The organism is Mycobacterium sp. SMC-2, from assembly GCF_025263485.1.
In the GTDB taxonomy this organism is placed as follows: Bacteria; Actinomycetota; Actinomycetes; order Mycobacteriales; family Mycobacteriaceae; genus Mycobacterium.
In genome coordinates, this window is the sequence record NZ_CP079863.1 from 3,209,072 (window position 1) to 3,235,972 (window position 26,901).

A 26,901-nucleotide genomic window follows, 5' to 3' on the forward strand; every position below is an offset into this window, starting at 1 on the left:
AAGACCGAGGAACGAACCAAGCCGACACTGATGTTGCTCGACGGCAATTCGCTCGCCTTCCGCGCGTTCTATGCGCTGCCCGCCGAGAATTTCAAGACCCGCGGCGGCCTGACCACCAACGCGGTCTACGGCTTCACCGCGATGCTGATCAACCTGTTGCGCGACGAGGCCCCGACGCACGTCGCGGCGGCGTTCGACGTGTCCCGCCAGACCTTCCGCTCCGAGCGGTACCCGGAATACAAGGCCAACCGCGCGTCGACGCCCGACGAGTTCCACGGCCAGATCGACATCACCAAGGAAGTGCTGAACGCGCTGGGCATCACGGTGCTGGCCGAGCCCGGCTTCGAGGCCGACGACCTCATCGCGACCCTGGCCACCCAGGCGGAGCGCGAGGGCTTCCGCGTCCTGGTCGTCACCGGCGACCGGGACTCCCTGCAGTTGGTCAGCGACGACGTGACCGTCCTCTACCCGCGCAAGGGCGTCAGCGAACTCACCCGGTTCACCCCGGAGGCCGTCGTCGAAAAGTACGGGTTGACCCCCGCGCAGTACCCCGACTTCGCCGCCCTGCGTGGGGATCCCAGCGACAACCTGCCCGGCATCCCCGGCGTCGGGGAGAAGACCGCGTCCAAGTGGATCGCCGAATACGGCTCGCTGCAGGGGCTGGTGGACAACGTCGACTCGGTGCGCGGCAAGGTCGGCGACGCGCTGCGGGCCAACCTGGCCGGCGTGATCCGCAACCGGGAGCTCACCGATCTCGTCAAAGACGTGCCGCTGGCGCAGACCCCGGACACGCTGCGCATGCAGCCGTGGGACCGCGACCACATCCACCGCCTCTTCGACGACCTGGAGTTCCGGGTGTTGCGCGACCGGCTGTTCGACACCCTGGCGGCCGTGGAGCCCGAGGTCGACGAGGGTTTCGACGTGCGCGGCGGCGCGCTGCAGCCCGGCGAGCTGGCGGCGTGGCTGGCCGAGCACGGCTCGGGCAAGCGCTTCGGCCTGGCCGTCGTCGGCACCCACCTGGCCTACGACGCCGACGCCACCGCGCTGGCCATCGTGTCCGCCGACGGGGAGGGCCGCTACATCGACACCTCGGCGCTGGATCCCGGCGACGAGGCGGCGCTGGCGTCCTGGCTGGCCGACCCGGGCGCGCCCAAGGCGCTGCACGAAGCCAAGCTGGCGATGCACGACCTCGCGGGACGGGGCTGGACGCTGGCCGGCGTCACCTCCGATACCGCGCTGGCCGCCTACCTGGTGCGGCCCGGCCAGCGCAGCTTCTCCCTCGAAGACCTGTCGTTGCGCTACCTGCGCCGCGAACTGCGTGCCGAAAGCCCTGAGCAGCAACAGCTTTCGCTACTCGACGACACTGACGGAACGGACGACCAGGCGGTGCAGACGCTGATCCTGCGTGCCATGGCGGTGCTGGATCTGGCCGATGCGCTCGACGAGGAGCTGGCCCGCATCAACTCCACGTCGCTGTTGGGCGGCATGGAGTTGCCGGTGCAGCGGGTGCTGGCGGGTATGGAACACACCGGTATCGCAGTCGATTTGGATCTGCTGACCGAGCTGCAGAGCGACTTCGCCCACCAGATCCGCGACGCGGCCGAAGCGGCCTACGGGGTGATCGGCAAGCAGATCAACCTCGGCTCGCCAAAACAGTTGCAGGCGGTGCTCTTCGACGAGCTTCAGATGCCGAAGTCCAAGCGCACCAAGACCGGCTACACCACCGACGCCGACGCCCTGCAGTCGCTGTTCGACAAGACCGGCCACCCGTTCCTGCAGCACCTGCTCACCCACCGCGACGCCACCCGGCTCAAGGTGACCGTCGACGGGTTGCTGAACTCGGTGGCCTCCGACGGGCGCATCCACACCACGTTCAACCAGACCATCGCGGCGACGGGCCGGCTGTCGTCGACGGAGCCGAACCTGCAGAACATTCCGATCCGCACCGAGGCCGGCCGGCGGATCCGCGACGCGTTCGTGGTCGGCGACGGCTACAGCGAGCTGATGACCGCCGACTACAGCCAGATCGAGATGCGGATCATGGCGCACCTGTCCCGGGACGAAGGGCTGATCGAGGCCTTCAACACGGGGGAGGACCTGCACTCGTTCGTCGCCTCGCGGGCATTCGGGGTGCCGATCGAGGAGGTCACCCCCGAGCTGCGCCGCCGGGTCAAGGCGATGTCGTACGGGCTGGCCTACGGGTTGAGCGCCTACGGCCTGTCGCAGCAGTTGAAGATCTCCACCGAGGAAGCCAAGGACCAGATGGACGCCTACTTCGCCCGGTTCGGCGGGGTGCGCGACTACCTGATGAACGTCGTGGAGCAGGCCCGCAAGGACGGCTACACCTCGACGGTGCTGGGCCGCCGCCGCTACCTGCCCGAGCTGGACAGCAGTAACCGCCAGGTGCGCGAGGCCGCCGAGCGGGCGGCGCTCAACGCGCCCATCCAGGGCAGCGCCGCCGACATCATCAAGGTGGCGATGATCGAGGTCGACAAGGCGATCAAAGAGGCCGGACTGAAATCCCGCATGCTGCTGCAGGTGCACGACGAACTGTTGTTCGAAGTCGCGCCCGGGGAGCGGGACCGGCTCGAGGCGCTGGCGCGCGAGAGGATGGGCGGCGCCTATCCGCTCGACGTCCCGCTGGAGGTTTCGGTGGGTTACGGCCGCTCGTGGGACGCGGCGGCGCATTGACCGGCGCATTGACCGCCGAGCATGATCCGATGGCGAAAAAATTGGCGCGAAATTCGCGCTGTCGTCACTTTCATCGCGGCAAATGGCCGCAGTGGCGCCGATGGCGCGCCGCCCGAGTTTGGCCAGCGTGTACGCAGTCGAGTAACCTCAACAGATAAATCCCAATTTTGTCCCTACGACCCAACCTGTCCGGAGCAACCCACCACATGCCGAGTCCCACCGTCACCTCGCCCCAAGTAGCCGTCAACGACATTGGCTCCAGCGAGGATTTTCTTGCCGCAATAGACAAAACGATCAAGTACTTCAACGATGGCGACATCGTGGAGGGGACGATCGTCAAAGTGGACCGGGACGAGGTGCTCCTCGACATCGGCTACAAGACCGAGGGCGTCATCCCCGCCCGCGAGCTCTCCATCAAGCACGATGTCGACCCCAGCGAGGTCGTTTCCGTCGGTGATGAGGTCGAGGCCCTGGTCCTCACCAAGGAGGACAAAGAGGGCCGACTGATCCTGTCCAAGAAGCGCGCGCAGTACGAGCGCGCCTGGGGCACCATCGAGGCGCTCAAGGACAAGGACGAGGCCGTCAAGGGCACCGTCATCGAGGTGGTCAAGGGTGGCCTGATCCTCGACATCGGCCTGCGTGGCTTCCTGCCCGCGTCGCTGGTCGAGATGCGTCGGGTCCGCGATCTGCAGCCGTACATCGGCAAGGAGATCGAGGCCAAGATCATCGAGCTGGACAAGAACCGCAACAACGTGGTGCTGAGCCGCCGGGCCTGGCTGGAGCAGACCCAGTCCGAGGTGCGCAGCGAGTTCCTCAACCAGCTGCAAAAGGGCGCCATCCGCAAGGGTGTCGTCTCCTCCATCGTCAACTTCGGCGCGTTCGTCGACCTCGGCGGCGTGGACGGCCTGGTGCACGTCTCCGAGCTGTCCTGGAAGCACATCGACCACCCGTCCGAGGTGGTCCAGGTCGGCGACGAGGTCACCGTCGAGGTGCTCGACGTCGACATGGACCGCGAGCGGGTTTCGTTGTCGCTCAAGGCGACTCAGGAAGACCCGTGGCGGCACTTCGCCCGCACGCACGCCATCGGCCAGATCGTGCCCGGCAAGGTCACCAAGCTGGTGCCGTTCGGCGCGTTCGTCCGCGTCGAGGAGGGCATCGAGGGCCTGGTGCACATCTCCGAGCTGGCCGAGCGCCACGTCGAGGTGCCCGACCAGGTGGTTGCCGTCGGCGACGACGCGATGGTCAAGGTCATCGACATCGACCTGGAGCGCCGCCGGATCTCGTTGTCGCTCAAGCAGGCCAACGAGGACTACACCGAGGAGTTCGACCCGGCGAAGTACGGCATGGCCGACAGCTACGACGAGCAGGGCAACTACATCTTCCCCGAGGGCTTCGACGCCGAGACCAACGAATGGCTCGAGGGATTCGAGAAGCAGCGCGCCGAGTGGGAGGCCCGTTACGCCGAGGCCGAGCGCCGGCACAAGATGCACACCGCGCAGATGGAGAAGTTCGCCGCGGCCGAGGCCGCCGGGCACGGTGCGGAGCAGTCGACCGGCAACGGTGCGCCTGCGGAGAAAGCGGCCGGCGGTTCGCTGGCCAGCGACGCCCAATTGGCCGCTCTGCGGGAGAAACTCGCCGGCAACGCCTAACCGCGGTCACGCAATGCTGCGTATCGGGTTGACCGGTGGCATCGGCGCCGGGAAGTCGGCGCTGTCCGCCATCTTCGCGAAATGCGGTGCGGTCATCGTCGACGGCGACGTCATCGCGCGCGAGGTGGTCCAGCCGGGCACCGAGGGCCTGGCGGCGCTTGTCGAAGCCTTCGGTCACGACATCCTGCTGCCCGACGGGTCGCTGGATCGTCCCGCGTTGGCGGCCAAGGCGTTCCGGGACGACGAAACGCGCCAGCGGCTGAACGGCATCGTGCATCCGTTGGTGGGCAAGCGCCGTGCGGAAATCATCGCGTCGGTGCCCGACGATGCCGTTGTCGTCGAGGACATTCCGCTGCTGGTCGAATCGGGGATGGCGCCGCTTTTCCCGCTCGTCGTGATCGTGTACGCCGACGTCGAGGTGCGGCTGCGGCGGCTGGTCGAGAAGCGCGGCATGCCCGAAGAGGACGCCCGCGCCAGGATCGCCGCGCAGGCCACCGACGAGCAGCGCCGCGCCGTCGCCGACATCTGGGTCGACAACTCCGGCACCCCGGACGACTTGGTGCGCCGGGCCCATGACGTGTGGGACAACCGGATACTGCCCTTCGCGCACAACCTGAGTCGGCGTCAGGTCGCCCGGGCGGCGGCGCGGTTGGTGCCGCCCGACCCGAGCTGGCCGGATCAGGCGCGGCGGATCGCCAACCGGCTGAGGACCGCCTGCGGCCACCGGGCGATGCGCGTCGACCACATCGGTTCGACCGCCGTGCCGGATCTCCCCGCCAAGGACGTCATCGACGTGCAGATCACCGTCGAATCCCTGGCGGTCGCCGACGAACTCGCCGAGCCGCTGCTCGCCGCCGGTTACCCGCGGATCGAGCGCATCACCTCCGACGTCGCCAAGCCCGCGGCCCGCAGCGCCGTCGACCGCTACGACCACGGTGACGATGCGGCGTTGTGGGGCAAACGAATTCATGCCTCGGCTGATCCGGGGCGCCCGACCAATGTGCATATCCGGGTGGATGGCTGGCCCAATCAGCAGTTCGCCCTGTTGTTCGTCGCCTGGCTGTCGGCCAACCCCGAGGCGCGCGCCGACTACCTGGCCGTCAAGCAGTCGGCCACAGCTCAGGCCGAGGGCGACACCGCGTCCTACGTCGACTTCAAGGAGCCATGGTTCCTCGAGGCCTACCGGCGCGCGTGGGAGTGGGCCGACTCAACCGGATGGCAGCCCTAGCAGGTTGGGAGTCGCACCGCACTGCAGCGCACCGCTATTGGGATCGGCATTCCCGGCCGCGGGCCGGACGAATGCGTCGGCCTGGGTGAAAACGTTGTCGTCGACGTCGATCTCGCAGTGCACGTTCGCCGCGTAGGGGAAGTGAAGCACTATCCGCATGCCGGCTTGCCGCGGGTCGGGCAGCACCGTGTTGGCCTCGAACACGTTGCCGGGCATGGACGGAAGGTTGGTGGTGTTCGTCTGACTGCCGGTGATGATGAAGGTGGCCTGGCTGCCGGTAGTCAGGGCGTCGATCCTGGCGCGGTAGGTGATGTTGTGCAGGTCTGCCCGGGCGGTCGCCGTACTCAGCTGGGAGCCAACGGCGATGAGCGCCACCGCGGTGATCGGCAGCAGCCTGCGGCCGGTGCGATTCATAGTCGCTGACACTACGCTGAGCGTGTTGTGACGACCAAGCGGTTACGACTGGCAGCGTGGACACCACCACGACGTCCGGCCGCCCACGCGACCGCGGGTCAGCCGCGTGCCACAACGCGGGCAGCAAGGGCCCGGTTCATCGCGGACCGCGGTGAGCCAACGCGGCAGACCGGGCACCCGGCCATGTCGCACGGCGGTCTGGAGCACCTGCGTCGTCGCGCGGTGCAGATCCCTGAGATCCTCGCCGTCCAACTGCGCAACCGATCGCGTGGGCCGTATTCGTGCCCGCCAGCAGATCTCGTCGGCGAGCAGGTTGCCGAGCCCGGCGATCACCGACTGGTCCATCAGCGTGGTCTTCAGTTGCCCCCGCCGGCCGCCCAGGGCGTCGCGGAACGCCGGCAGCCCCGATGCCCAACGCATCGGGGCCCTGCGGCCCCGTGATGTGCTCGACGTCATGCTGGTCGTCGGCCAACCACACGCCGCGCAGTTTGCGGAGGTCCGCGTAGCGCAGTTCACTCTCGTCCAGGGACACCACCAGTCGCTCGTGCCCGATTTCGTCAGCGCCGTCGGTGGCGTAGTAAGGGTGGCCGGTCATGCCGCTGTGGATCAGCAGCGCCGGACCGTCCGTGCCGAGGATCAGCCACTTGCCGTGCCGATGCGGTGCAGTGAAGCGGTGACCGGTCAGTCGGCGCGCGAGCGTTTGCGCGGTGGTGTTTCGCAGGATGCCGGGGTCCTTTACTCGTACGCGCCGAATCCGCCGGCCGGGAAGCGCGGCCGACAGCTCCTGCCGGAACCCTTCGACGTCAGGCAGTTCAGGCACGCAGTCTGTCCAGTCGTCGCTGCGGGCCGCAGTGTGAGCGGGTGTGCCGGGACAGGTTCGCCCACGGATCGGGTTGGCGGGCCAGTCGTTTGGTGATCCCATCGTCGGAAAGCAGGGCCCGATCCGGATGAGTCGGCTCGACGTCAGTGGGGGGCATCATCGGCTCTCCCGCACGACCCCGCCGGCGTCTTTGTCGGTGCGGATGCCGAGGTAACGCGGGTGGCGCAGCTTTCCGTCCCGGGTCCACTCGGTGAAACCGATCTGGACCACCAGCTCGGGGCGCGCCCAATGGGCGCCGGCCTCCCGCACCAGACCGCGGCTGAAGGGCGGCGTGTCCCGCGCGATCGCCGACAGCCGCTCGTGCAGGCGGCGCAGCGTCGCTTCGTCGAAGCCCGTGCCCACCTTGCCGGCGTAGACGAGGTCGCGGCCGTCGTAATAGCCCAGCAGCAGCGCGCCCAATTCGACCCGGCTGCCCTTGGGGCTGGTGTAGCCGCCGACCACGAACTCCTGGTCGCGCACGCACTTGAACTTCAACCAATTCTTCGAGCGACCGCCGTCATATCGCGACTCGGCCAGTTTCGCGATCACCCCTTCGTCGCCGCGCTCGCACGCCGCGCGATAAGCGGCGAGGCCGTCCCCGACGCGGTGCGGGGTGTAGCGCAGTGGGCCGCCGAATTCAATCGCATTGCGCAGCAGCCGCTTACGCCAGAGCAGGGGGGCGTCGACCGTGGACTTGCCGTCCAGGTGCAGCAGGTCGAAGACGTAGTAGAAGACGCGGACAGGCGATGCGCGGGCCACCGTGGGGTCGGTGATGCCCAGGCGGCCCTGCAGCCGGGCGAAGCTGGTGCGGCGTCCCTCGAACGCCACCACCTCGCCGTCCAGCACGAAGCGTGTGGAGTGCTGCGCGGCCAGCGCGTCGACGAGCTCCGGATAGGTCCCGTTGAGCGGCTGGCGATTTCGCGACAACAACCGCACCCCGTCGCCGTCACGGAACGCCAGGCAGCGCATCCCGTCGAACTTGCGCTCGAAGATCCACCGCGGATTTGAGAACCGCTTGTCGGTCAGGGTGGCCAGCATGGGGGAGCGCCAGTCGGGGACCGGCTCGTCGTGCAGCGCCTGGCGCGCCGCTGCGGGCAGACCCGCCGCTACGTCTGGCGCCACGTCAGCTCCATCCCGTGGCCGGCCAGCCAGCGGGCGAGGTCGTAGCCGTTGCGGGCCAACCCGGCTACGGCGTCCACGGCGCGCCGCACCGCCCGCTCGGCGACCTCCGGGGACAGCAAGCCGTAGCGGACGGCCTCCAGCAACTCGTCGACGTCGGCCAGGTTCGCGCCGTCGCCGGTGCGGACCTCGATGTCGAGGTAGTGGTCTTCCGAACGCCACACATCGGGTGCGGGCGTGTATTCGCCCACGTCGAGGTAGTAGTCGTGTTCGCGTTCATGGCCCGGATTGAAGTGAAAGACGGTGGCGCGCAAGCCGAGCGACGGCAGCAGCCACGATTCGAGGTAATGGAACTGGACGCGGCCCGGCGTGGGCCGGGCCACATAGAGGCCCCACGGGTGGACCGCATACTCGTCCACGGCCCGCACGATGCCCTTGGGGTCAGTGTTGGTGCGGGCGATCAGGTCGAACGTCTCGTGCTTCGGTGGATGGATGAGGTAACTCTAACGGCGAAGCCGCATTTTCCAGCGCATGAAACCGGCATAGAACAGCGACAACGACGCGACGCCGCTTCCGCTGCCGGCTACGCCGCGGCAGGCTTCGATCACGCCGGCGTGCACACCTCCGGCAGCTTACGCGGCCGGCCGAGCACCTCGGTGTTCGCCAATGACCACCTCGAACGCCGGTTATCTGCTGCAGTGTGCGGTCCCGTCACCCGGATCCGGACGTGTCGGTGGGATAGCCGGCACGGCTTGTCCGCACCAATGGGTGACCTTCGACTTTGATATCGCCCGCGCTATCACTTTCACGGACCGATTGGTGGTGCCGCGGAGGTACTGGTGTGGCTTATGTGGCTGCGCCCACCACTCCCGCGACACTTGTCGGTGCGCGGTTCTACCCTGGTGGCATGGCTTTCGCCACGGAACATCCGGTACTCGCACATTCGGAATACCGCGCGGTCGACGAGGTCGTGCGCGCCGGCGGCCGCTTCGAGGTGGTCAGCCCGCACGAGCCCGCCGGCGACCAGCCGGCCGCCATCGACGAGCTGGAACGCCGCCTCAAGGCGGGGGAGCGCGACGTGGTGCTGCTCGGCGCCACCGGCACGGGGAAGTCGGCCACCACCGCCTGGCTCATCGAGCGGCTGCAGCGGCCCACGCTGGTCATGGCGCCGAACAAGACGCTGGCCGCCCAGCTGGCCAACGAGTTGCGAGAGATGTTGCCGCACAACGCGGTTGAGTACTTCGTGTCGTACTACGACTACTACCAGCCGGAGGCGTACATCGCGCAGACCGACACCTACATCGAGAAGGACAGCTCGATCAACGACGACGTGGAACGGCTGCGGCATTCGGCGACGTCGGCGCTGCTGTCGCGGCGCGACGTGGTTGTGGTGGCCTCGGTGTCGTGCATCTACGGCCTGGGCACGCCGCAGTCCTACCTGGACCGCTCCGTGGAGCTGCGGGTCGGCACCGAGGTGCCCCGCGACGCGCTGCTGCGGCTGTTGGTCGACGTGCAGTACACCCGCAACGACCTGTCCTTCACCCGCGGCTCGTTCCGGGTGCGCGGCGACACCGTCGAGATCATCCCGTCCTATGAGGAGCTGGCGGTGCGCATCGAGTTCTTCGGCGACGAGGTGGAGGCTCTGTACTACCTGCACCCGCTGACCGGCGAGGTGATCCGCCAGGTCGACTCGCTGCGGATCTTCCCCGCCACCCACTACGTCGCCGGGCCCGAGCGGATGGCCCACGCGATCTCCACGATCGAGGAGGAGCTGGCGCAGCGGCTGGCCGAGCTGGAGGGCCAGGGCAAGCTGCTGGAGGCGCAGCGGCTGCGCATGCGCACCAACTACGACATCGAGATGATGCGGCAGGTCGGGTTCTGTTCGGGCATCGAGAACTACTCGCGTCACATCGACGGCCGCGGCCCGGGCTCGCCGCCGGCGACCCTGCTCGACTACTTCCCGGAGGACTTCCTGCTCGTCATCGACGAGTCGCACGTCACGGTGCCGCAGATCGGCGGCATGTACGAGGGCGACATGTCCCGCAAACGCAACCTGGTCGAGTACGGGTTCCGGTTGCCGTCCGCGTGCGACAACCGCCCGCTGACGTGGGAGGAGTTCGCCGACCGGATCGGGCAGACGGTGTACCTGTCGGCCACCCCGGGGCCCTACGAACTCAGCCAGGCCGGCGGCGAATTCGTCGAGCAGGTGATCCGGCCGACCGGGCTGGTCGACCCGAAGGTGGTGGTCAAGCCGACCAAGGGGCAGATCGACGACCTGATCGGCGAGATCCGCAAGCGCACGGACGCCGACGAGCGGGTGCTGGTCACGACGCTGACCAAGAAGATGGCCGAGGACCTCACCGATTACCTGCTGGAGATGGGCATCCGGGTGCGCTATCTGCACTCGGAGGTCGACACGCTGCGCCGGGTGGAATTGCTGCGCCAGCTGCGGCTGGGCGAGTACGACGTGCTCGTCGGCATCAACCTGCTGCGCGAGGGCCTGGACCTGCCCGAGGTGTCGCTGGTGGCGATCCTGGACGCCGACAAGGAGGGCTTCCTGCGGTCGTCCCGGAGCCTGATCCAGACCATCGGCCGCGCCGCCCGCAACGTCTCCGGTGAAGTGCACATGTACGCGGACACGATCACCGACTCCATGAAGGAGGCGATCGACGAGACCGACCGGCGCCGGGCCAAGCAGATCGCCTACAACGAGGCCCACGGCATCGACCCGCAGCCGCTGCGCAAGAAGATCGCGGACATCCTCGACCAGGTCTATCGCGAGGCCGACGACAGCGAGACCGTCGAAATCGGCTCGGGGCGCAGCATGTCCCGGGGCCGGCGCGCCCAGGGCGAGCCGGGCCGCGCCGTCAGTGCCGGGGTGTTCGAGGGCCGCGACACGACCAGCATGCCGCGCGCCGAACTGGCCGACCTGATCAAGGACCTCACCGAGCAGATGATGACCGCCGCCCGTGACCTGCAATTCGAGCTGGCCGCACGCTTCCGCGACGAGATCGCCGACCTGAAGAAGGAGCTACGTGGGATGGACGCCGCCGGCCTGAAATGAGTTTGCTGACACCAGATCTCCGAGTTTCACGCCCGAGTCACCCCATACGGTAGAAGGGTGACCGACACCGCGACCGTCACCGGCGGCTGGCGCCAACTGCTGGGGGCCAGGTACCTGAGGACTTCCATCCTGCTGGCCGGCGGGGTCGCCCTGTACGCCACCAACGAGTTCCTGACCACCAGCTTGTTGCCGAACACCATCGCCGAAATCGGCGGCAGCCGGCTGTACGCGTGGGTGACGACCTTGTACCTGGTCGGGTCCGTGGTGGCGGCGGCGATGGTCAATCCGATGCTGCTGCGGGCCGGGGCGCGCTCGTCGTACCTCACCGGACTCGCCGTGTTCGGCGTCTCCAGCCTGGTTTGCGCGGCGGCGCCGAACATGCAGGTTTTGATAGCTGGGCGTGCCCTGCAGGGCGTGGCCGGCGGCCTGCTGGCCGGCCTCGGGTACGCGGTCATCAATTCCGCCCTGCCGCGCGTGCTGTGGACGCGTGGCTCGGCGCTGGTGTCGGCGATGTGGGGCGTGGCGACGGTGGTTGGCCCCACGACGGGCGGCCTGTTCGCCCAGCTGGGATTGTGGCGATGGGCCTTCGTGACGATGGCGGTGCTGACCGGCTTGATGGCAATGTTGGTGCCGGTCGCGCTCGTCCGCGTCGAGCGCCTGCCCGCGACGGCGCCGATGAAGGTCCCGGTGTGGTCGCTGCTGCTGCTCGGCGCCTCCGCGCTGGCGGTCAGCATCGCCCAGATTCCGAGCAACATACTTGCGACGTTCGCGCTGCTCGCCGTCGGCATCGCGCTGGTGGGCCTGTTCGTGCTCGTCGACTGGCGGATACACCCGGCGATCCTGCCGCCCAGCGTCTTCGGGCCGGGACCGTTGAAGTGGATCTATCTGACCATGGGGGCGCTGATGGGCGCCGCGATGGTCAACACCTACGTGCCGCTGTTCGGCCAGCGGCTGGCGCACCTGACCCCGATAGCGGCGGGATTCCTGGGAGCCGCGCTGGCGCTGGGCTGGACGGTCAGCGAGATCCTCAGCGCCTCGCTCGAGAGCCCGCGAACCGTCGGGCGGGTCATTGTCGCCGCACCGATCGTGGCCGCGTCCGGTCTCGCCCTGGCTGCGGTCGCCCGACGCGGCGACACCTCCCCGTGGACCGCCGGGCTGTGGGCGGTGGCGCTGCTGGTGGCGGGGACCGGGATCGGGATGGCCTGGCCGCATCTGTCGGCGCGGGCCATGGGCTCGGTCAGCGACCCGGCCGAAGGCGGCGCCGCCTCGGCGGCGATCAACACCGTCCAACTGATCTCCGCGGCGATCGCCGCCGGTCTGGCCGGGGTGGTCGTCAACACGACCAAGGGCGGCGACGGGATGGCGGCGCACTGGTTGTTCACGGTGTTCACCGCCCTCTGCGCCGCCGGGGTGGCGGTCTCCTACGGCGCCACCCGCGGGGCGCGCCAGGTGCAGCCGGTCGGCTAGCCCCGCGCCGAACTCAGTCCGGCGGATCTTCGGTATGGCGGTTCACGCCATCGGGTAAAGCGGCGACTCAGCGCGTCGACTTCACCACCTGCGAGTTATGGAACTGCCACCGTTCGACAATGCGGAAACCGAGATAACTCGGGAATCGATAGGCCGGGGCGCGCCCGAATACGGGTCCGGGCTGCAATGACGGTCCGGATTGATGGTCGGGCAGCGACGGTTCTTTGTTGGTAATGGTCCAGATTGCAGGACATTTGTTGATTTTGGCCGTCGTCAGCCAGACGGCGACGTGGCCGTCCCACAATGACCCCACCTTCGGCCCGTACGCCCCGCGCTCGACGTCGATCACTGACCGGAACGCCGCCGGCCGGGTGGCCAGCAGGGCGCGGATCGGCCCTGGGCGCCAGGGCACCGTGTTGTCCACCATCAGACAGTCACCTTGCGCGGCATGGGAGCTGATCAGATCCGCGACCTGGCTGTAGTCCCAGCCCTCCTTGGCGTACGGCCAGCGCTGGGTGAACAGGTAGTTGGGCACCGCGGCGAGGGCGCAGACCAGCACCACGCCGGCGATGGGCCAGGGCCTGCGGGCCATCGTGACGATGCAAACGGCCAGCACGATGGCCATCGCGGGTGCGGTGAAGATCAGGTAGCGCGGGTAGTAGATCGGTTCGTTGACGGCCGAATAGACGACCACCAGCGCGGTGGGGATGACGATCCACGCCGAGCAGACGATCAACAGTCGGCGCATGTCGCCGGCCGGGGGCCGGGCGCCGGCCAGCCGGGCCGCGATCGCCGCCGCGATGAGCACGGCGGACAGGATGGCCAACGGAACGCTGTGATCGAAATATTGGCGCAGGATGATGTCGAAGGCGTAATGCCAGCTGACCGGGTAAATCCAGTTGACCTGCCAAACCTGGGCGTGGGCGAACACCATGAACGGCGTCATGGCCGCGACCGCGACGGCCGAGCTGATCGCCCACCAAATGACCGGCGATTTGCGCGCTTTCTCGGGCGCCAACAGCGGCACCATCACGGCATAAACCGGCACCAACAGGACCAAGTTCAGATTGAGCAGAATCGCAAGCATTAACGCCAGCGCGTAGCAAATCCACAATCGCGGTCTGTTGCGACGAGCGGCGGCGACCAGCAATACCGTGAGCCAGACCGCCGCGGCGGCCGCGAGGGCGTACGGCCGTGCCTCCATGCCCGCCCAGGTGGTGCGCGGCAGGATCGCGAACATGACACCCGCGCACACCGCGGTCGGCCGGGTGGAGAACTGTCTGGTGAACACCGTGACGCCGGCGGCGGCGGCGCCTACCGCCAGGGCGCTGGGCGCCCGCGACCAGAATTCGGTCGGCGGGAACAGCGCGAACCAACCGTGCATCAGCAGGTAATACAGCCCGTGTACCGCGTCGATGTGGCCCAGCAGCCGCCACAGCTCGGACAAGGTCCGGCTCGCCGCGGCCGATATGGTCGCGCCCTCGTCGAACCACAGGGAGGGCCTGCACGCCCAGGCGCCGCTGATGACGGCCGCGAACACGGCGATCGCCCACGGGTCGAGCAGTCGGCCGCGCGGACGCGCGGGCGCGGGTTCCTCGGCTTCGTCCGCGACACGCTGCTCGACGGTGGGCATGGACATGATGCTTGTCACTGTAAAGCTGAATCGCCGGGACGGGTCACAAATCTGCCCCGGCCTATTCGCCCGCGGCGTACGCATTCGGCGAAAAGCTGCGTTATGCAACGCTTTCCGCCTCAGCCCCGTGCATTTGATTGATTTGTCATCGGCGATATTGTCCGTTGGCCCAGCGTGGCCCCGCAAATTGTCGACACGCCGCGCCACGCGGTGTCGCTAATCTCTTTCCCCTGTAAGCGGTAAACGCGATACTGTCTTGGGTTGGCTGACCAACCGAAACTGGGAGGGTAAATGGGCGCCTATCGGACTGTGGTGGTGGGAACCGACGGCTCGGACTCGTCAATGCGTGCGGTAGACAGGGCGGCGCAGATCGCGGGCCCGGACGCCAGGCTGATCGTCGCGTCCGCATACCTGCCCCAGCATGAGGACACCCGGGCCGCCGACGCCTTGCGCGACGAGAGCTACAAGGTGTCCGGCACGGCGCCGATCTACGCGATCCTGCAGGACGCCAAGGAGCGGGCCCACAAGGCCGGAGCCAAGAACGTCGAGGAGCGCCCGATCGTCGGCGCCCCGGTCGACGCGCTGGTCAAGCTGGCCGAGGACGAAAAGGCGGACCTGCTGGTGGTCGGAAACGTCGGTCTGAGCACGATCGCGGGCCGGCTGCTGGGATCCGTGCCGGCCAACGTCTCACGCCGGGCCAAGGTCGACGTGCTGATCGTCCACACCACGGCCTGACGGCCTTACCCGCCCCGCTACTCGGGCGATCCCTTGGCCCACAAGGCGAGTGAGCGCATCAACACTTCGCGCTCCATCGCCAACTCGGCGATTTGCTTGCGCAGACCGTTGATCTCCTCGCGCAGCATCTCGCCGGGCAGGCTGTCACCGCGCTGACCAGCTTCCGGCCGGTTCGCCTGACCGTGCGCGCCCGGGGCCGCATGCGCGACGATCGCTGGAGGGGCGGCGTACCGAGTCCGCGTACCGCCGTCGGTTTGCGCGGGTCCGCCGCCCCGTTCCGCGACCCCGCTGCCGCGCGTGGCGGCCCAGCCGCCGCCCGCCGCCCCGCCACCCCCGGCGGCGGCAGCCATCAGACTGCCGGGCAGCAACGCAGCCGATCCGGGCCCCATGCCGTCGGCCTCGGCCTGCGTGAATCCGACCAGGGCGGGTGCCGGCAGCGCCGCAGCCGCTCTGGTGAATTCGGGAGCCGCACCGGCCCAGGCGGCCGGCACCGACATCCCCCCGACCGATGCCGCCCGGCCGGCGGCCGCCAATACCTCGGTGTGCCCGGGCGACGGGGCCGGCGAGCTGTCGCTCAACAGGGCCGCGGCTCCGGCGGCGCCGAGCGCGGGTGCGCCGAACCCCAACGCCGAAGCCGGCAACGCGGCGCCGATCGGGCCCGCGAGCAGGGGGCCGAGGATGAACAGCACCCCGCTCGCGACATAGGTACCGCTGGCCGTGACATTGAAAATGTCCGACAGCGTCGGGTCGCCCGGGCTCCCGGCAAGCGTTTGCAGCACGTTGGGCACGGTGGAAACCACTTGCGACAGCGCGTTGCGGGTGTTGCCCGCCGCCGACGTGCCGGTCGCGCGATTAACAGCGTCGGCTTGGACTTCCGTTCCCACCGGGTTGCTGTCCTGCGGTGGGTCGGTGAAGGGTGTCAGGTTTGATGCGGCCGCCGCCCCGCTCGCGTAGGCGTACATCGTGGATGCGTCCTGAGCCCACATCTCGGCGTATTGCGTCTCGGTGGCCGCGATGGCCGCAGTGTTCTGCCCGAAGATGTTCGTGGCCACCAGTGTCGTCAACAACGCCCGGTTCTGGGCGATGAGCGGGGGTGGCACCGTCGCGGCAAATGCCGCCTCGTAGGCCGTGGCCGCCGCCCGGGCCTGAGCGGCGGCCTGCTTGACCTGTTCCCCGGTGGCGCTGAGCCAGGACGCGTAGTGGAGGGCGGCGGCTTGCATCGACGCCGACGCCGGCCCCAGCCATGGACCGAGGGTCAACCCGGATACCACGGCGCGGTACCCGGCGGCGGCCGTATTCAGCTCGACGCCGAGCCCGTCCCAGGCGGCCGCGGCCGCCCACATCGGTCCGGACCCCGGTCCCGCATACATCCTCCCGGAGGTGATCTCCGGCGGTATTGATGCAAACAACATTCCGGTTCGCCCATCGCCTAAGCGGCCGGGATTGCCGGCGCGGCCGGCATCGGTGCGGACGGTTCAACGAGGGCCGGTGAAACACGGGGGACGGGCCGATGCGATCGCAACGTCTGCGCTGTCGACGCCAACTGGATCACCTTTGCAGAGTGCGAATGTTGCGTCGCATGCTACCCATCACGGGGTGCCGCGGAGGGAGTTTCGGTCGCGCGGGCCTTACCAGCCCCGCTCGCGCCATTCGGCCAGGTGAGGGCGCTCGGTGCCGAGCACGGTGTCGTCGCCGTGGCCGGGGTAGATGACGGTGGAGTCGTCGTACACGTCGAACACCCGGGTGGTGACGTCTTCGAGTAGCTGGGCGAAATCGCCGGGCTGCCAGGTTTTGCCGACACCGCCCGGAAACAGGCAGTCCCCGGTGAACAGCTGGGTCACCCCGCCCGTCGCGGGCCCGTCGAGGGCGAGCGCGATCGAGCCGGGCGTGTGCCCGCGCAGGTGGATGACGTCGAATACCAGCTCGCCGATCCGGACGGTGTCGCCGCCCGCCAGCAAACGGTCCGGTTTGACCGGCAGCGGCCCGGCGTCGATCGCGTGGGCGGCGGTCGGCGCCGCGGTGGCCGCGGCGACGGCCTCCAGCGCCTGCCAGTGGTCGAAGTGCTGATGGCTGGTCACGATCAGCGACACCTTGGGCGCGTACCGCCGGGTCAGGCCGATCAGGACGTCCGCGTCGTTGGCGGCGTCGATCAACAGGGTTTCGCCGGTAGCGGAACACGTCACCAAATACGCATTGTTGTCATGGGGACCCACCGACGCCTTTAGGATCGTGGCGCCGGGTAGGGTCCGGCGGGCCGCCGTACCAGGGTCGACGTGTCCGGTGTAGTTGTCGCTCGGCTCGCCCGGTGCAGTCATAGCGGCCACGTTACTGGTCGAACGTTGCTTGTCGGTATGGGCACATAGCATGGAAAGCGCCGTGCGCATCAACGGCTACAGCACCTAAAGATCCACTGAGAGAGGGCAGCGTGGCTGACCGCCTGATCGTCAAGGGCGCCCGCGAACACAACCTGCGGGGCGTCGACCTCGACCTGCCGCGCGACGCGCTGATCGTCTTCACCGGGCTTTCGGGGTCGGGCAAATCGTCGCTGGCGTTCGACACGATCTTCGCCGAGGGCCAGCGCCGGTACGTGGAGTCGCTGTCCGCCTATGCCCGCCAGTTCCTGGGGCAGATGGACAAACCGGACGTCGACTTCATCGAGGGCCTGTCCCCGGCGGTGTCGATCGACCAGAAGTCGACCAACCGCAACCCGAGATCGACCGTCGGGACCATCACCGAGGTGTACGACTACCTCCGGCTGCTGTACGCGCGCGCCGGCACGCCGCACTGCCCGGTCTGCGGTGAGCGGATCGCCCGTCAGACGCCCCAGCAAATCGTCGACCAGGTGCTGGCGATGCCGGAGGGCACCCGCTTCCTGGTGCTCGCCCCGGTGGTACGCACCCGCAAGGGCGAGTTCGCCGACCTGTTCGAGAAGCTCAACGCGCAGGGCTACAGCCGGGTGCGGGTCGACGGCGTGGTGCATCCGCTGACCGACCCGCCCAAGCTGAAGAAGCAGGAGAAGCACGACATCGAGGTGGTGGTGGACCGCCTCACCGTCAAGGCCAGCGCCAAGCAGCGGCTCACCGATTCGGTGGAGACCGCGCTGAATCTGGCCGACGGCATCGTGGTGCTGGAGTTCGTCGATCACGAGCACGACGCGCACAACCGCGAGCAGCGCTTCTCCGAGAAGCTGGCCTGTCCCAACGGGCACGCGCTGGCGGTCGACGACCTGGAACCGCGGTCGTTCTCGTTCAACTCGCCCTACGGCGCCTGCCCCGAGTGCACCGGCCTGGGCATCCGCAAAGAGGTCGACCCGGACCTGGTGGTGCCCGATCCCGAGCGCACCCTGGCCGAGGGCGCGGTGGCGCCGTGGTCGACGGGCCACACCGCGGAGTACTTCACCCGGATGATGGCCGGCCTGGGTGACGAGATGGGCTTCGACGTCGACACGCCGTGGCGCAAGCTGCCGGCCAAGGCGCGCAAGGCGATCCTGGAGGGCTCCGACCACCAGGTGCATGTGCGCTACCGCAACCGGTACGGCCGAACCCGTTCCTACTACGCCGATTTCGAGGGCGTGCTGGCGTTCCTGCAGCGCAAGATGGCCCAGACCGAATCCGAGCAGATGAAGGAACGCTACGAGGGCTTCATGCGTGACGTGCCGTGCCCGGAGTGCGAGGGCACCCGGCTCAAGCCGGAGATCCTGGCGGTGACGCTGGCCGCGGGGGGACGCGGTAAGAAGTCCATCGCCGAGGTGTCCGAGCTGTCGATTTCGGACTGCTCGGACTTCCTGAACGCGCTCACCCTGGGTCCCCGCGAGCAGGCGATCGCCGGGCAGGTGCTCAAGGAAATCCAGTCGCGGCTCGGCTTTCTGCTCGACGTGGGGCTGGACTACCTGTCGCTGTCGCGCGCCGCGGCCACGCTGTCCGGCGGCGAGGCGCAACGCATCCGGCTGGCCACCCAGATCGGGTCCGGCCTGGTGGGCGTGCTCTACGTGCTCGACGAGCCGTCCATCGGCCTGCACCAGCGCGACAACCGTCGCCTCATCGAAACCCTCACGCGGCTAAGGGATTTGGGGAATACGCTGATTGTCGTCGAACACGACGAGGACACCATCGCCCACGCCGACTGGATCGTCGACATCGGCCCCCGGGCCGGGGAGCACGGCGGCCAGATCGTGCACAGCGGGACCTACGCTGAGTTGCTGGCCAACAAGGACTCGATCACCGGCGCCTACCTGTCGGGCAAGGAAGCCATCGAGATGCCGGCGATCCGGCGTCCCGTCGACCGCCGGCGCCAGCTCACCGTCGTCGGCGCGCGGGAGCACAACCTGCGCGGCATCGACGTCTCCTTCCCGCTCGGGGTGCTCACCTCGGTGACCGGCGTGTCCGGCTCCGGCAAGTCGACTCTGGTCAACGACATCCTGGCCACCGTGCTGGCCAACCGGCTCAACGGCGCGCGACTGGTGCCCGGGCGGCACACCCGGGTGACGGGTCTGGACCACCTGGACAAGTTGGTGCGGGTCGACCAATCGCCGATCGGTCGCACGCCGCGGTCCAACCCGGCCACCTACACCGGCGTGTTCGACAAGATCCGGACGCTGTTCGCGGCCACCACTGAGGCCAAAGTCCGTGGCTACCAGCCGGGTCGGTTCTCGTTCAACGTCAAGGGCGGCCGCTGCGAGGCCTGCACGGGCGATGGCACCATCAAGATCGAGATGAACTTCCTGCCCGACGTGTACGTGCCGTGCGAGGTCTGCCACGGTGCGCGCTACAACCGCGAAACCCTGGAAGTGCACTACAAGGGCAAGACCATCTCCGAAGTGCTGGACATGTCGATCGAGGAGGCGGCGGAGTTCTTCGAGCCGATCACCGGCATTCACCGCTACCTGCGCACGCTGGTCGACGTCGGCCTGGGTTACGTCCGGTTGGGCCAGCCCGCCCCGACGTTGTCCGGCGGCGAGGCGCAGCGGGTCAAGCTGGCCGCCGAGCTGCAGAAACGCTCGACGGGGCGGACCATCTACATCCTCGACGAGCCCACCACCGGGCTGCATTTCGACGACATCCGCAAGCTGCTCAAGGTCATCAACGGCCTGGTGGACAAGGGCAACACGGTCATCGTCATCGAGCACAACCTGGACGTCATCAAGACGTCGGACTGGATCGTCGACATGGGGCCCGAGGGTGGCGCCGAGGGCGGAACCGTCGTCGCCGAGGGCACTCCAGAGGGCATCGCCGCCGTGCCGGAAAGCTACACGGGGAAGTTCCTCGCCGAGGTGATCGGCCGCGCCGCCCCGCCGCAGCGGTCGAACCGGCGGCGCAAGGTCACCGCCTAGCGAGCCTAAGGCGCTTCGCGACACATAATCGTCTGCGACGACGCGCCGAAAAACCGCGCAGCGGTTTATGATTCGTGGCTGTCGTGCGGGCGCATCGATTCGCGGATCCGCGCCAACCGCTCGGCCGCCGCGCGCTCGCGCTCCTCGTATTGTTCCTCGACCGACCGGCCCTCGGCCGACTCCGCATCGAGCTCCGCGGCGCCCTGCGCCGTCGCGTACCGGGTTTCGATCTTCTCGCGGACGGATTCGAAGGTCGGCACACCGGCGCTGTCATAGCCGGGATCGGGTGGGGTTGGTTGATCAGGCATAGCCACGCTCCCGCTCGAAATAGCGCACCATTTGCTCCCAGTACACCAGCGTCAACGCCATCTGCACCGCGACCGCGGCCGCCGCCGGCAGCGCGCGGTGGCGGCAAGCGGCGACGACCGCACCCAGTGCGGCCACCGACGTCAGCGCGCTGACCACCATGGCCGCATCCCGGGGACGACGGCTGATCCACAACTCCTCGCCCAGCATCGCCCGCGTCGACCACGCCCGCTCGTGGGCCGGCTTGCCGAACACGAACGGGTTGACCGCCAGCCACAACGCAATCCACGCCGCATGGCTGCGGCGCCGCGTCCACGGCGGCACCAGGATCAGCGGCGTGCTCGCCCAGCGGGTCCAGGCGCTCCACGGGTTGCAGTGCCGCGCAAAGATCGCGCGCCGAACCCCCGCAACCGAAAGCATCGGCGGCTACCGCCCGGCGGGAGTGGAATGGTCGGCCGGGACGACGACCGGGGCGGCGGGCGCGGGGGCGGTGCCGGGCAACGCGGTCCGCGGAACTCCCGGCGTGCCCAGCCGGCCGGCCAGCCACGGCAACGCGGCGGCGAAGGCCCGGTCAGCGAACGGCCAATCGTGTCGGCCTGGCTGCGCCAGCACCGCGCAGTCGATCCCGTTGGCGCGCCCGAGCGCACACAGTGCATAGGCGGCCGCGGCCTGGTTGCCGGGGTCGGCGGCCGCCTGCCGGCTGGCCAGCAGGATCGCGCCACTATCGGTCATGACCGGGTCGTGACGCGGTGCCGCCGGGCTGTCCGCGGATATCGCGAACCAGCCGGCCACGTCGCGGTAGGGCCCGTGCCGGCTGATCACCGTGGTGGGGTCGAATGCCGCCCACGCGTCGGCATTTCCGCCGAAGAGCCGGGCGATGGTTTGGGCCTTGTTCCCGGCGTTCGGGAAGAAGTCGCCGGCCACGTCGACGAAGGCGCTGAACATGTCGGGGTGCATGACGGTCAGGTCCACGGCGCAGGTCCCGCCCATCGACCAGCCGGCGATGCCCCAGCTGGACCGGTCGCGGCTGACGCCGAACTGGGAAACCATATACGGCACAACGTCTTTGGTCAGGTGGTCGGCGGCGTTACCGCGGCTGCCGTTGACGCATTCGGTGTCGTTGTTGAAGGCCCCGCCGGAGTCGACGAACACCAGCACCGGGGCCTTGCCGTCGTGGGCGGCCGCGAAGTCGTCGATCGACTTGACCGCGTTGCCCGCGCGGGTCCAGTCGGCGGGCGTGTTGAACTGCCCCCCGATCATCATGACGGTCGGCAGCGCCGGCGGCGGGCTGCTGGTGAACCATTCCGGCGGCAGGTACACCAGCTCACCGCGGTGCTTGAAATGCGAGGCGTCGGACGGGATGACCACCGGGACTACGCTGCCGTGCGGCGGCCGCGCCCGTTTGGCGGCCATCGCGGTGACGGTGGCCGGGTCGGTCTGATCGGGCAGGGGACCGGACGTCAGCTGGCCCCACGCCGCCTGCACGGTCGGGAAGTAGCCGACCCACAGGTTGAGCACCAGGGCGGCGCATAGCGCGCACGACGGCACGGCCAGCAGCCCGGCGCAGCGCCGCCAGCGGCGGGCGCCCCGCCACCCCAGGATCAGCACCGCCACCGCCGTACCGGTCAACGCGATCCAAAGCCACAGCGCGGCCGGCGCTGGTTCGTCGGACAGGCCACGGTCGACGATGTACCAGTGCGTCAGGTAGGCGGCGGCAGCACCGGCCGCCGCGGCCGCCGGCAACCACACCGTCCGCCACCGGCGCGAGCGCCAGCCGACGGCCAGCGTCAGCGCCACCGCGGCCACCACCTGAATCGTGATCGGCAGCCAGCCGTGCATCAGGGAAGTGTGAGCGCTTGCCAGCAACTGCGTCGTGGCGTTGGTCGTCGACGCGGTCACGGCTTTCATTGTGATCGATTGTTAACCGGCCTGGAACGTATTCACCGAATGTTCGCCATGGACCGCGCGCGTGTCCTGGCGCCGGCTAGTTGTACTGACCTGAGAGGTTAGGTACGCGGCTGGCGGGTGGTTGGCCGCCGAGTGCGGTGTGGCCGCGGTGGTGATTGTAGGTGTGGAGCCAGGCAGTGAAGGCGTGGCAGCGTTCGGCGTCGCTGGTGTAGAGCTGGGCGTAGGCCCATTCGTCGGCTAGCGTGCGGTGAAATCTCTCCACTTTGCCGTTGGTTTGCGGCCGATAGGGGCGGGTGCGGCGATGCTCGATAGCTCCGAGTGCGTCGGTGAAGGCCTGGGATCGATAGCAGGACCCGTTGTCGGTCAATACTTTCCGTACCGTGATGCCGTGCGCGGTGAACCAGGCATCAGCGCGGATCCAAAACGCTGCCGCAGTGTCTTTGCGTTCGTCAGCCAGCAGCTCGGTGTAGGCCAGGCGCGAGTGGCCATCAATGGCGGTGTGTAGGAAGTGGTACCCGATCGCGGGGTGGCGCGCGGTCATCCGAATCGATCGATGAGCTTGAGAATTGCGTTTGCCCAGCGATCGGCCCAGCATCCGCCAACCACCGCCGGCGGGGATCTTGCCCAGTTTTTTGACATCGACATGCACTAGCTCGCCGCACCTAGCCGAGTCGATGCGGCGGATCACCCGACCGGTGGGGCGGTCTAGCCAACGGAGTCTGGCCATCCCGTAACGGGTGAGCACGCGATGCACCGTGGAGGGATGGATGCCGAGTAGGTAACCGATTCGAGCGGGTCCCCACCTGCGGATCACCCGAACTTTAATGATGCGGCGCTCGGTGCGCGTGGGTGTGCGGCGAGGGCTGTGATGCGGGCGTGAACTGCGATCAACCATTGCCGGCGCCCCGGCGGCGCGGTACCGCCCGGCCCAGCGCGCCGCGGTGGTCGCCGACACCTGGAACCGCTCGGCGGCCCGCCGCAGCGGCCAGCCATCATCAACAACACACCGGGCCAGCCGCAGCCGACCGGTTTCAGACAATGGAGCATTACGGTGGGACACGAAGACCTCCGATTGTGAGCAGTGCGTTCCTTGACAGCTCGCACTTCACTCGGAGGTCTTCGTCATGTCACCACGCCACGCCGTCACCAACGTCCGTGGTCAGTACAGCTAGTGCGGCCTGGCCAGCGGAAATGGCAGCGTCTCGCGGATGCTGCGGCCGGTTATGAGCATGACAAGCCGATCGATGCCCAAGCCGAGCCCGCCGGTGGGCGGCATTGCGTACTCCATGGCGTGCAGGAAGTCCTCGTCGAGCTCCATCGCCTCGGGGTCGCCGCCGGCGGCTAGCAGCGACTGCTCCTGCAGGCGGCGCCGCTGCTCCACCGGATCGGTGAGCTCGCTGTAGGCGGTCGCCAGTTCGATCCCCCAGGCCACCAGGTCCCACCGCTCGGCGACGCCGCACCGGCTGCGGTGCGGCCGGGTCAAGGGCGAGACGGAAGTGGGGAAGTCGATGTAGAACGTCGGGCGCTCGGTCCGGTCCTCGACCAGGTGTTCGTAAAGCTCCAGCACCACCGCGCCGGCGTCCCACTGCGCCCGATACGGAATCCGGGCGGCGTCGCAGAGTTTGCGCAAAACGGCCAGGGGCGTGTCGGGATCGACGTGTTCCCCGAGCGCCTCGGACACCGCGTCGTGCACGGTCTTCACCGGCCAGTCTCCAGAGATGTCGATCGGCTGCAGGCGGCCGTCACCGCGGGGCCGCAGCACGGTCTGCTCCCCGTTGGCGGCCTGCGCGGCGTTTTGGATGAGCTCGCGGCAGCCTTCGATCCAGACCGTGTAGTCGGCGTGCGCCTGGTACGCCTCCAGCAGCGTGAACTCGGGATTGTGGCTGAAGTCGACGCCCTCGTTGCGGAAGGCCCGGCCCAGCTCGAACACCCGCTCCACGCCGCCGACGCACAACCGCTTCAGATACAGCTCGGGCGCGATCCGCAGGAACAGGTCCATGTCGTAGGTGTTGATGTGGGTGACGAACGGCCGGGCGGTCGCCCCGCCGTGGATCTGCTGCAGGATCGGCGTCTCGACCTCGACGAACCCGTTGGCGAACAACGTATCCCGGACGGAGCGCAGGACGCTGCTGCGGGCCGTGATCAGCTCGCGGGACTCGGGGTTGACCGCCAAATCGACGTAGCGAGTCCGCAGCCGCGCCTCCGGGTCCGTCAGCCCCTTCCACTTGTTCGGCAGCGGCCGCAGGCATTTCCCGATCATCCGCCACTCGCGCACGATCAGCGAGCGGGTGCCGTTCTTGGAAAAACCCATGTGCCCGGTCATCTCGACCAGGTCGCCGAGATCGATCGCTGCGGTGAAGTCCGCGGTGCGGCCGTGCTCCAGGCGTGAATTATCCAGCAGCACTTGCAATTCGCCCGACCAGTCCCGCAGCTGGGCGAACAGCACGCCGCCGTAGTCGCGTATCCGCAGGATGCGTCCCGATACCGAAATGGTTTCCTGGTCGTCGGCCTCGAGCGCCCGGGAGATGGTGTGGCTGGGCGGCGATCCCACCGGGTAGGCGTCAATGCCGTTGCGCCGCAGGACCTTCAGTTTGGCCAGCCGGACCCGCACCTGCTCGGGCAGGCGGGCTCTCGACTCTTCCAGTTCCGCGTCGTCGTTTCGCCGCTGTATCCCGCTCACGTCGGGGGCCGAGCCGTCGTGATGCAGCAGGCCCGACTCCGCCAGCCTGGCGGGCACGGCGGGGTGGTGCCCGGTGTGAGTCTTGCGCCGGGTGAAGGGCAGCACCAGGAAGCCCTCCGCGATCACCGAGGCGACGCCCACCCGGGGGATCAGGCGCGCGTCCTCGTAGCAGGCATAGCGCGGAACCCATTCGGGCTGGTATTTCATGTTCGAGCGGTACAGGGTCTCCAGCTGCCACCACCGAGAGAAGAACAGGAGCAGCCCGCGCCACAACCGGGCGACCGGGCCGGCGCCGAGCTGGGCGCCCTGTTCGAACGCCGAGCGGAACATCGCGAAGTTCAGCGAAATCCGGCTGATCCCAAGGGTTTCGGCGGTCAGGGCGAGATCGCTGACCATGAGCTCGATGGTGCCGTTGGGGGACTGCGGGGAACGGCGCATCACGTCCAGGGAGACACCCGTGGTTCCCCACGGGACCAGCGAAAGCATCGCCACGACGGTGCCGTCCCGGTCCAGCGCCTCGACCAGCAGGCAATCCCCGTCCGCCGGGTCACCGAGCCGGCCCAGCGCCATGGAGAAGCCGCGCTCGGTCTCGGTGTCACGCCAGGCGTCGGCGCGGGTGATGGTCGCGGCCATCTCCTCGGCCGGGATGTCCCGGTGCCGCCGGATGCGCACGGTCAGCCCGGCACGGCGGGCGCGGGTCACGGCCTGGCGCACCCCGCGCATGTCGGGGCCCGACAGCCGGAAGTCGGCCGTCCGCAGGATCGCCTCGTCGCCCAACTCGAGCGCGTTCAGCCCGGCGTCCCGGTACACCCGCGCCCCCTGCGAGCTGGCGCCCATGACGCCCGGGGCCCACCCGTACGTCTGGCACAGCCCCAGCCAGGCGTCGATGGCCTGCGGCCACGCCCGCGGGTCGCCGATCGGGTCGCCGCTGGCCAGGCACACGCCCACCTCGACGCGGTAGGTGATGGCGGCGCGGCCGCTCGGCGCGAACACCACCGACTTGTCGCGGCGGGTCGCGAAGTAGCCGAGCGAGTCGTTCTTGCCGTACAGCTCGAGGAGCCCGCGGATGGCCGACTCGTCCTCGCCCGTCAGCGCGTTTTCGGCGCGCTGCGATTGGAAGAGCACGATGGTCGCCATGATCAGCGCCAGCGCGCCGAACAGCCCGAAGATGGCGTTGAGGAACAGGTGCGGCCTGCCGGTGAACAGGTCCGGATCGGCCAGGGCGAACCCGACCACCCGGTTGGCGACGTAGGGCAGGCGGTCCTGGCGCGCCAGCGTTCCGGGCCACAACTCGACCAGGCCCCACGACACCAGGATCCCGATCACGTCCCCGGCCACCAGCACCGCCGCGGCTTTGACCAGCGCGCCCCTACGGACCTTGGCCCAGAACTCCCGATAGGCCAGCACCAGCAGCACGATCGCGACGATGTGCACCGCGAACCCGAGGTTCTCGCCGAACGTCTCGGTCGCGGTGTTGTCGCCCGCGGCGATGTCGGCGGCGTTCAGCCCGGCGGCGATGATCATCTGGCCCAGCAACACCATCCAGGCGATCCGTTTCCGCGCGGTCAGGGCCGCGGCCAGCAACGCCAGCACGAACGACCACGCGATGCTGGTGTCGGGGAAGTTGAACAGGTAGTCGTTGATGAACTCGCGGGGGACCTTGATCAGCCACCGGAGCCCCGGGGACACACTGGCCAGCAACGACACCGTCGCGATGACGCCCACGATCCACCCGGCCGCCGCCGGCACCCAGCGATACCGGGAATGCGACCGACCGCGGGGCCCCGAACGGGACGAAGCGAGTGTCACAGACCGCGAG

At 68.6% G+C, this 26,901-nt stretch carries 19 protein-coding genes and 1 pseudogene; 7 read left to right on the forward strand and 13 right to left on the reverse strand.

Annotation, left to right across the window (positions count from 1 at the left end; genetic code table 11):
- Window positions 1-30: 30 nt before the first annotated feature.
- The 3 genes from polA to coaE all read left to right on the forward strand — a co-directional run bounded on the left by polA (window position 31) and on the right by coaE (window position 5,568).
- Entirely contained in the window at window positions 31-2,691 is a 2,661-nt protein-coding gene (polA, locus tag KXD96_RS15130) for a DNA polymerase I (protein WP_260745395.1), read from the forward strand.
- Between the two features lie 206 nt (window positions 2,692-2,897).
- Window positions 2,898-4,340, forward strand: coding sequence for a 30S ribosomal protein S1 (gene rpsA, locus KXD96_RS15135; protein WP_260736836.1), 1,443 nt, complete (start codon window positions 2,898-2,900; stop codon window positions 4,338-4,340).
- Between the two features lie 13 nt (window positions 4,341-4,353).
- Window positions 4,354-5,568, forward strand: a complete 1,215-nt coding sequence (gene coaE, locus KXD96_RS15140) for a dephospho-CoA kinase (RefSeq protein WP_260736839.1) — start codon at window positions 4,354-4,356, stop codon at window positions 5,566-5,568.
- Here the strand turns inward: coaE and KXD96_RS15145 are convergent.
- From KXD96_RS15145 to KXD96_RS15170, 5 genes and pseudogenes are all read right to left on the reverse strand, one after another.
- Window positions 5,548-5,982, reverse strand: a complete 435-nt coding sequence (locus KXD96_RS15145; RefSeq protein ID WP_260736842.1) for a hypothetical protein — start codon at window positions 5,980-5,982, stop codon at window positions 5,548-5,550. The two genes, coaE and KXD96_RS15145, sit on opposite strands and share 21 nt — an antisense overlap.
- A gap of 42 nt (window positions 5,983-6,024) precedes the next feature.
- A pseudogene (locus KXD96_RS28640) lies at window positions 6,025-6,802 on the reverse strand (Fpg/Nei family DNA glycosylase).
- The gene (locus KXD96_RS15160) at window positions 6,795-6,962 is read right to left on the reverse strand and encodes a hypothetical protein (protein ID WP_260736848.1); all 168 of its coding nucleotides are present in this window, start codon (window positions 6,960-6,962) and stop codon (window positions 6,795-6,797) included. Before KXD96_RS15160 ends, KXD96_RS28640 begins: the two are co-directional and overlap by 8 nt.
- Window positions 6,959-7,963, reverse strand: a complete 1,005-nt coding sequence (ligD, locus tag KXD96_RS15165) for a non-homologous end-joining DNA ligase (RefSeq protein WP_260736849.1) — start codon at window positions 7,961-7,963, stop codon at window positions 6,959-6,961. The genes KXD96_RS15160 and ligD overlap by 4 nt, the downstream gene beginning before the upstream one ends.
- Window positions 7,948-8,388 carry a DUF402 domain-containing protein gene (locus tag KXD96_RS15170; RefSeq protein ID WP_260736852.1) on the reverse strand — a complete coding sequence of 147 codons (441 nt, stop codon included), beginning with the start codon at window positions 8,386-8,388 and terminating at the stop codon, window positions 7,948-7,950. The genes ligD and KXD96_RS15170 overlap by 16 nt, the downstream gene beginning before the upstream one ends.
- A 479-nt stretch (window positions 8,389-8,867) precedes the next feature.
- Between KXD96_RS15170 and uvrB the strand changes: the two genes are divergently transcribed.
- Window positions 8,868-11,024, forward strand: a complete 2,157-nt coding sequence (gene uvrB / locus KXD96_RS15175) for an excinuclease ABC subunit UvrB (RefSeq protein WP_260736854.1) — start codon at window positions 8,868-8,870, stop codon at window positions 11,022-11,024.
- Between the two features lie 57 nt (window positions 11,025-11,081).
- Window positions 11,082-12,491, forward strand: a complete 1,410-nt coding sequence (locus KXD96_RS15180) for an MFS transporter (protein WP_260736857.1) — start codon at window positions 11,082-11,084, stop codon at window positions 12,489-12,491.
- 67 nt (window positions 12,492-12,558) lie between these two features.
- On the opposite strand, the gene KXD96_RS15185 is transcribed toward KXD96_RS15180, so the two are convergent.
- Window positions 12,559-14,208: a hypothetical protein gene (locus tag KXD96_RS15185; RefSeq protein WP_396876687.1), complete on the reverse strand. Its 1,650-nt coding sequence runs from the start codon at window positions 14,206-14,208 to the stop codon at window positions 12,559-12,561.
- A 207-nt stretch (window positions 14,209-14,415) separates the two neighbouring features.
- On the opposite strand from KXD96_RS15185, the gene KXD96_RS15190 reads away from it, so the two are divergent.
- Window positions 14,416-14,859, forward strand: a complete 444-nt coding sequence (locus tag KXD96_RS15190; RefSeq protein WP_260736860.1) for a universal stress protein — start codon at window positions 14,416-14,418, stop codon at window positions 14,857-14,859.
- Window positions 14,860-14,876: 17 nt separating this feature from the next.
- Here the strand turns inward: KXD96_RS15190 and KXD96_RS15195 are convergent, their stop codons facing one another.
- Both KXD96_RS15195 and KXD96_RS15200 read right to left on the reverse strand, forming a co-directional pair.
- Window positions 14,877-16,271, reverse strand: coding sequence for a PPE family protein (locus KXD96_RS15195; RefSeq protein WP_260736863.1), 1,395 nt, complete (start codon window positions 16,269-16,271; stop codon window positions 14,877-14,879).
- Window positions 16,272-16,487: 216 nt separating this feature from the next.
- A complete protein-coding gene (locus KXD96_RS15200) occupies window positions 16,488-17,174 on the reverse strand; it encodes an MBL fold metallo-hydrolase (RefSeq protein WP_260736866.1) in 687 nt (228 codons plus the stop codon).
- A gap of 110 nt (window positions 17,175-17,284) precedes the next feature.
- Between KXD96_RS15200 and uvrA the strand changes: the two genes are divergently transcribed.
- Window positions 17,285-20,188 carry an excinuclease ABC subunit UvrA gene (gene uvrA / locus KXD96_RS15205; RefSeq protein ID WP_260736867.1) on the forward strand — a complete coding sequence of 968 codons (2,904 nt, stop codon included), beginning with the start codon at window positions 17,285-17,287 and terminating at the stop codon, window positions 20,186-20,188.
- Window positions 20,189-20,253: 65 nt separating this feature from the next.
- On the opposite strand, the gene KXD96_RS15210 is transcribed toward uvrA, so the two are convergent.
- The 5 genes from KXD96_RS15210 to lysX form a co-directional block, all read right to left on the reverse strand.
- Window positions 20,254-20,496 (reverse strand): hypothetical protein, encoded by a 243-nt coding sequence (locus tag KXD96_RS15210; RefSeq protein ID WP_260736870.1) that lies wholly within the window; start codon window positions 20,494-20,496, stop codon window positions 20,254-20,256.
- Window positions 20,489-20,914 carry a DUF6653 family protein gene (locus tag KXD96_RS15215; RefSeq protein WP_260736872.1) on the reverse strand — a complete coding sequence of 142 codons (426 nt, stop codon included), beginning with the start codon at window positions 20,912-20,914 and terminating at the stop codon, window positions 20,489-20,491. Before KXD96_RS15215 ends, KXD96_RS15210 begins: the two co-directional genes overlap by 8 nt.
- Before the next feature lie 6 nt (window positions 20,915-20,920).
- Window positions 20,921-22,402: an alpha/beta hydrolase family protein gene (locus KXD96_RS15220; RefSeq protein ID WP_260736874.1), complete on the reverse strand. Its 1,482-nt coding sequence runs from the start codon at window positions 22,400-22,402 to the stop codon at window positions 20,921-20,923.
- 76 nt (window positions 22,403-22,478) lie between these two features.
- Window positions 22,479-23,462, reverse strand: a complete 984-nt coding sequence (locus tag KXD96_RS15225) for an IS481 family transposase (protein ID WP_260736876.1) — start codon at window positions 23,460-23,462, stop codon at window positions 22,479-22,481.
- Between the two features lie 108 nt (window positions 23,463-23,570).
- The gene (gene lysX / locus KXD96_RS15230; protein ID WP_260745396.1) at window positions 23,571-26,831 is read right to left on the reverse strand and encodes a bifunctional lysylphosphatidylglycerol synthetase/lysine--tRNA ligase LysX; all 3,261 of its coding nucleotides are present in this window, start codon (window positions 26,829-26,831) and stop codon (window positions 23,571-23,573) included.
- Window positions 26,832-26,901 lie beyond the last annotated feature (70 nt).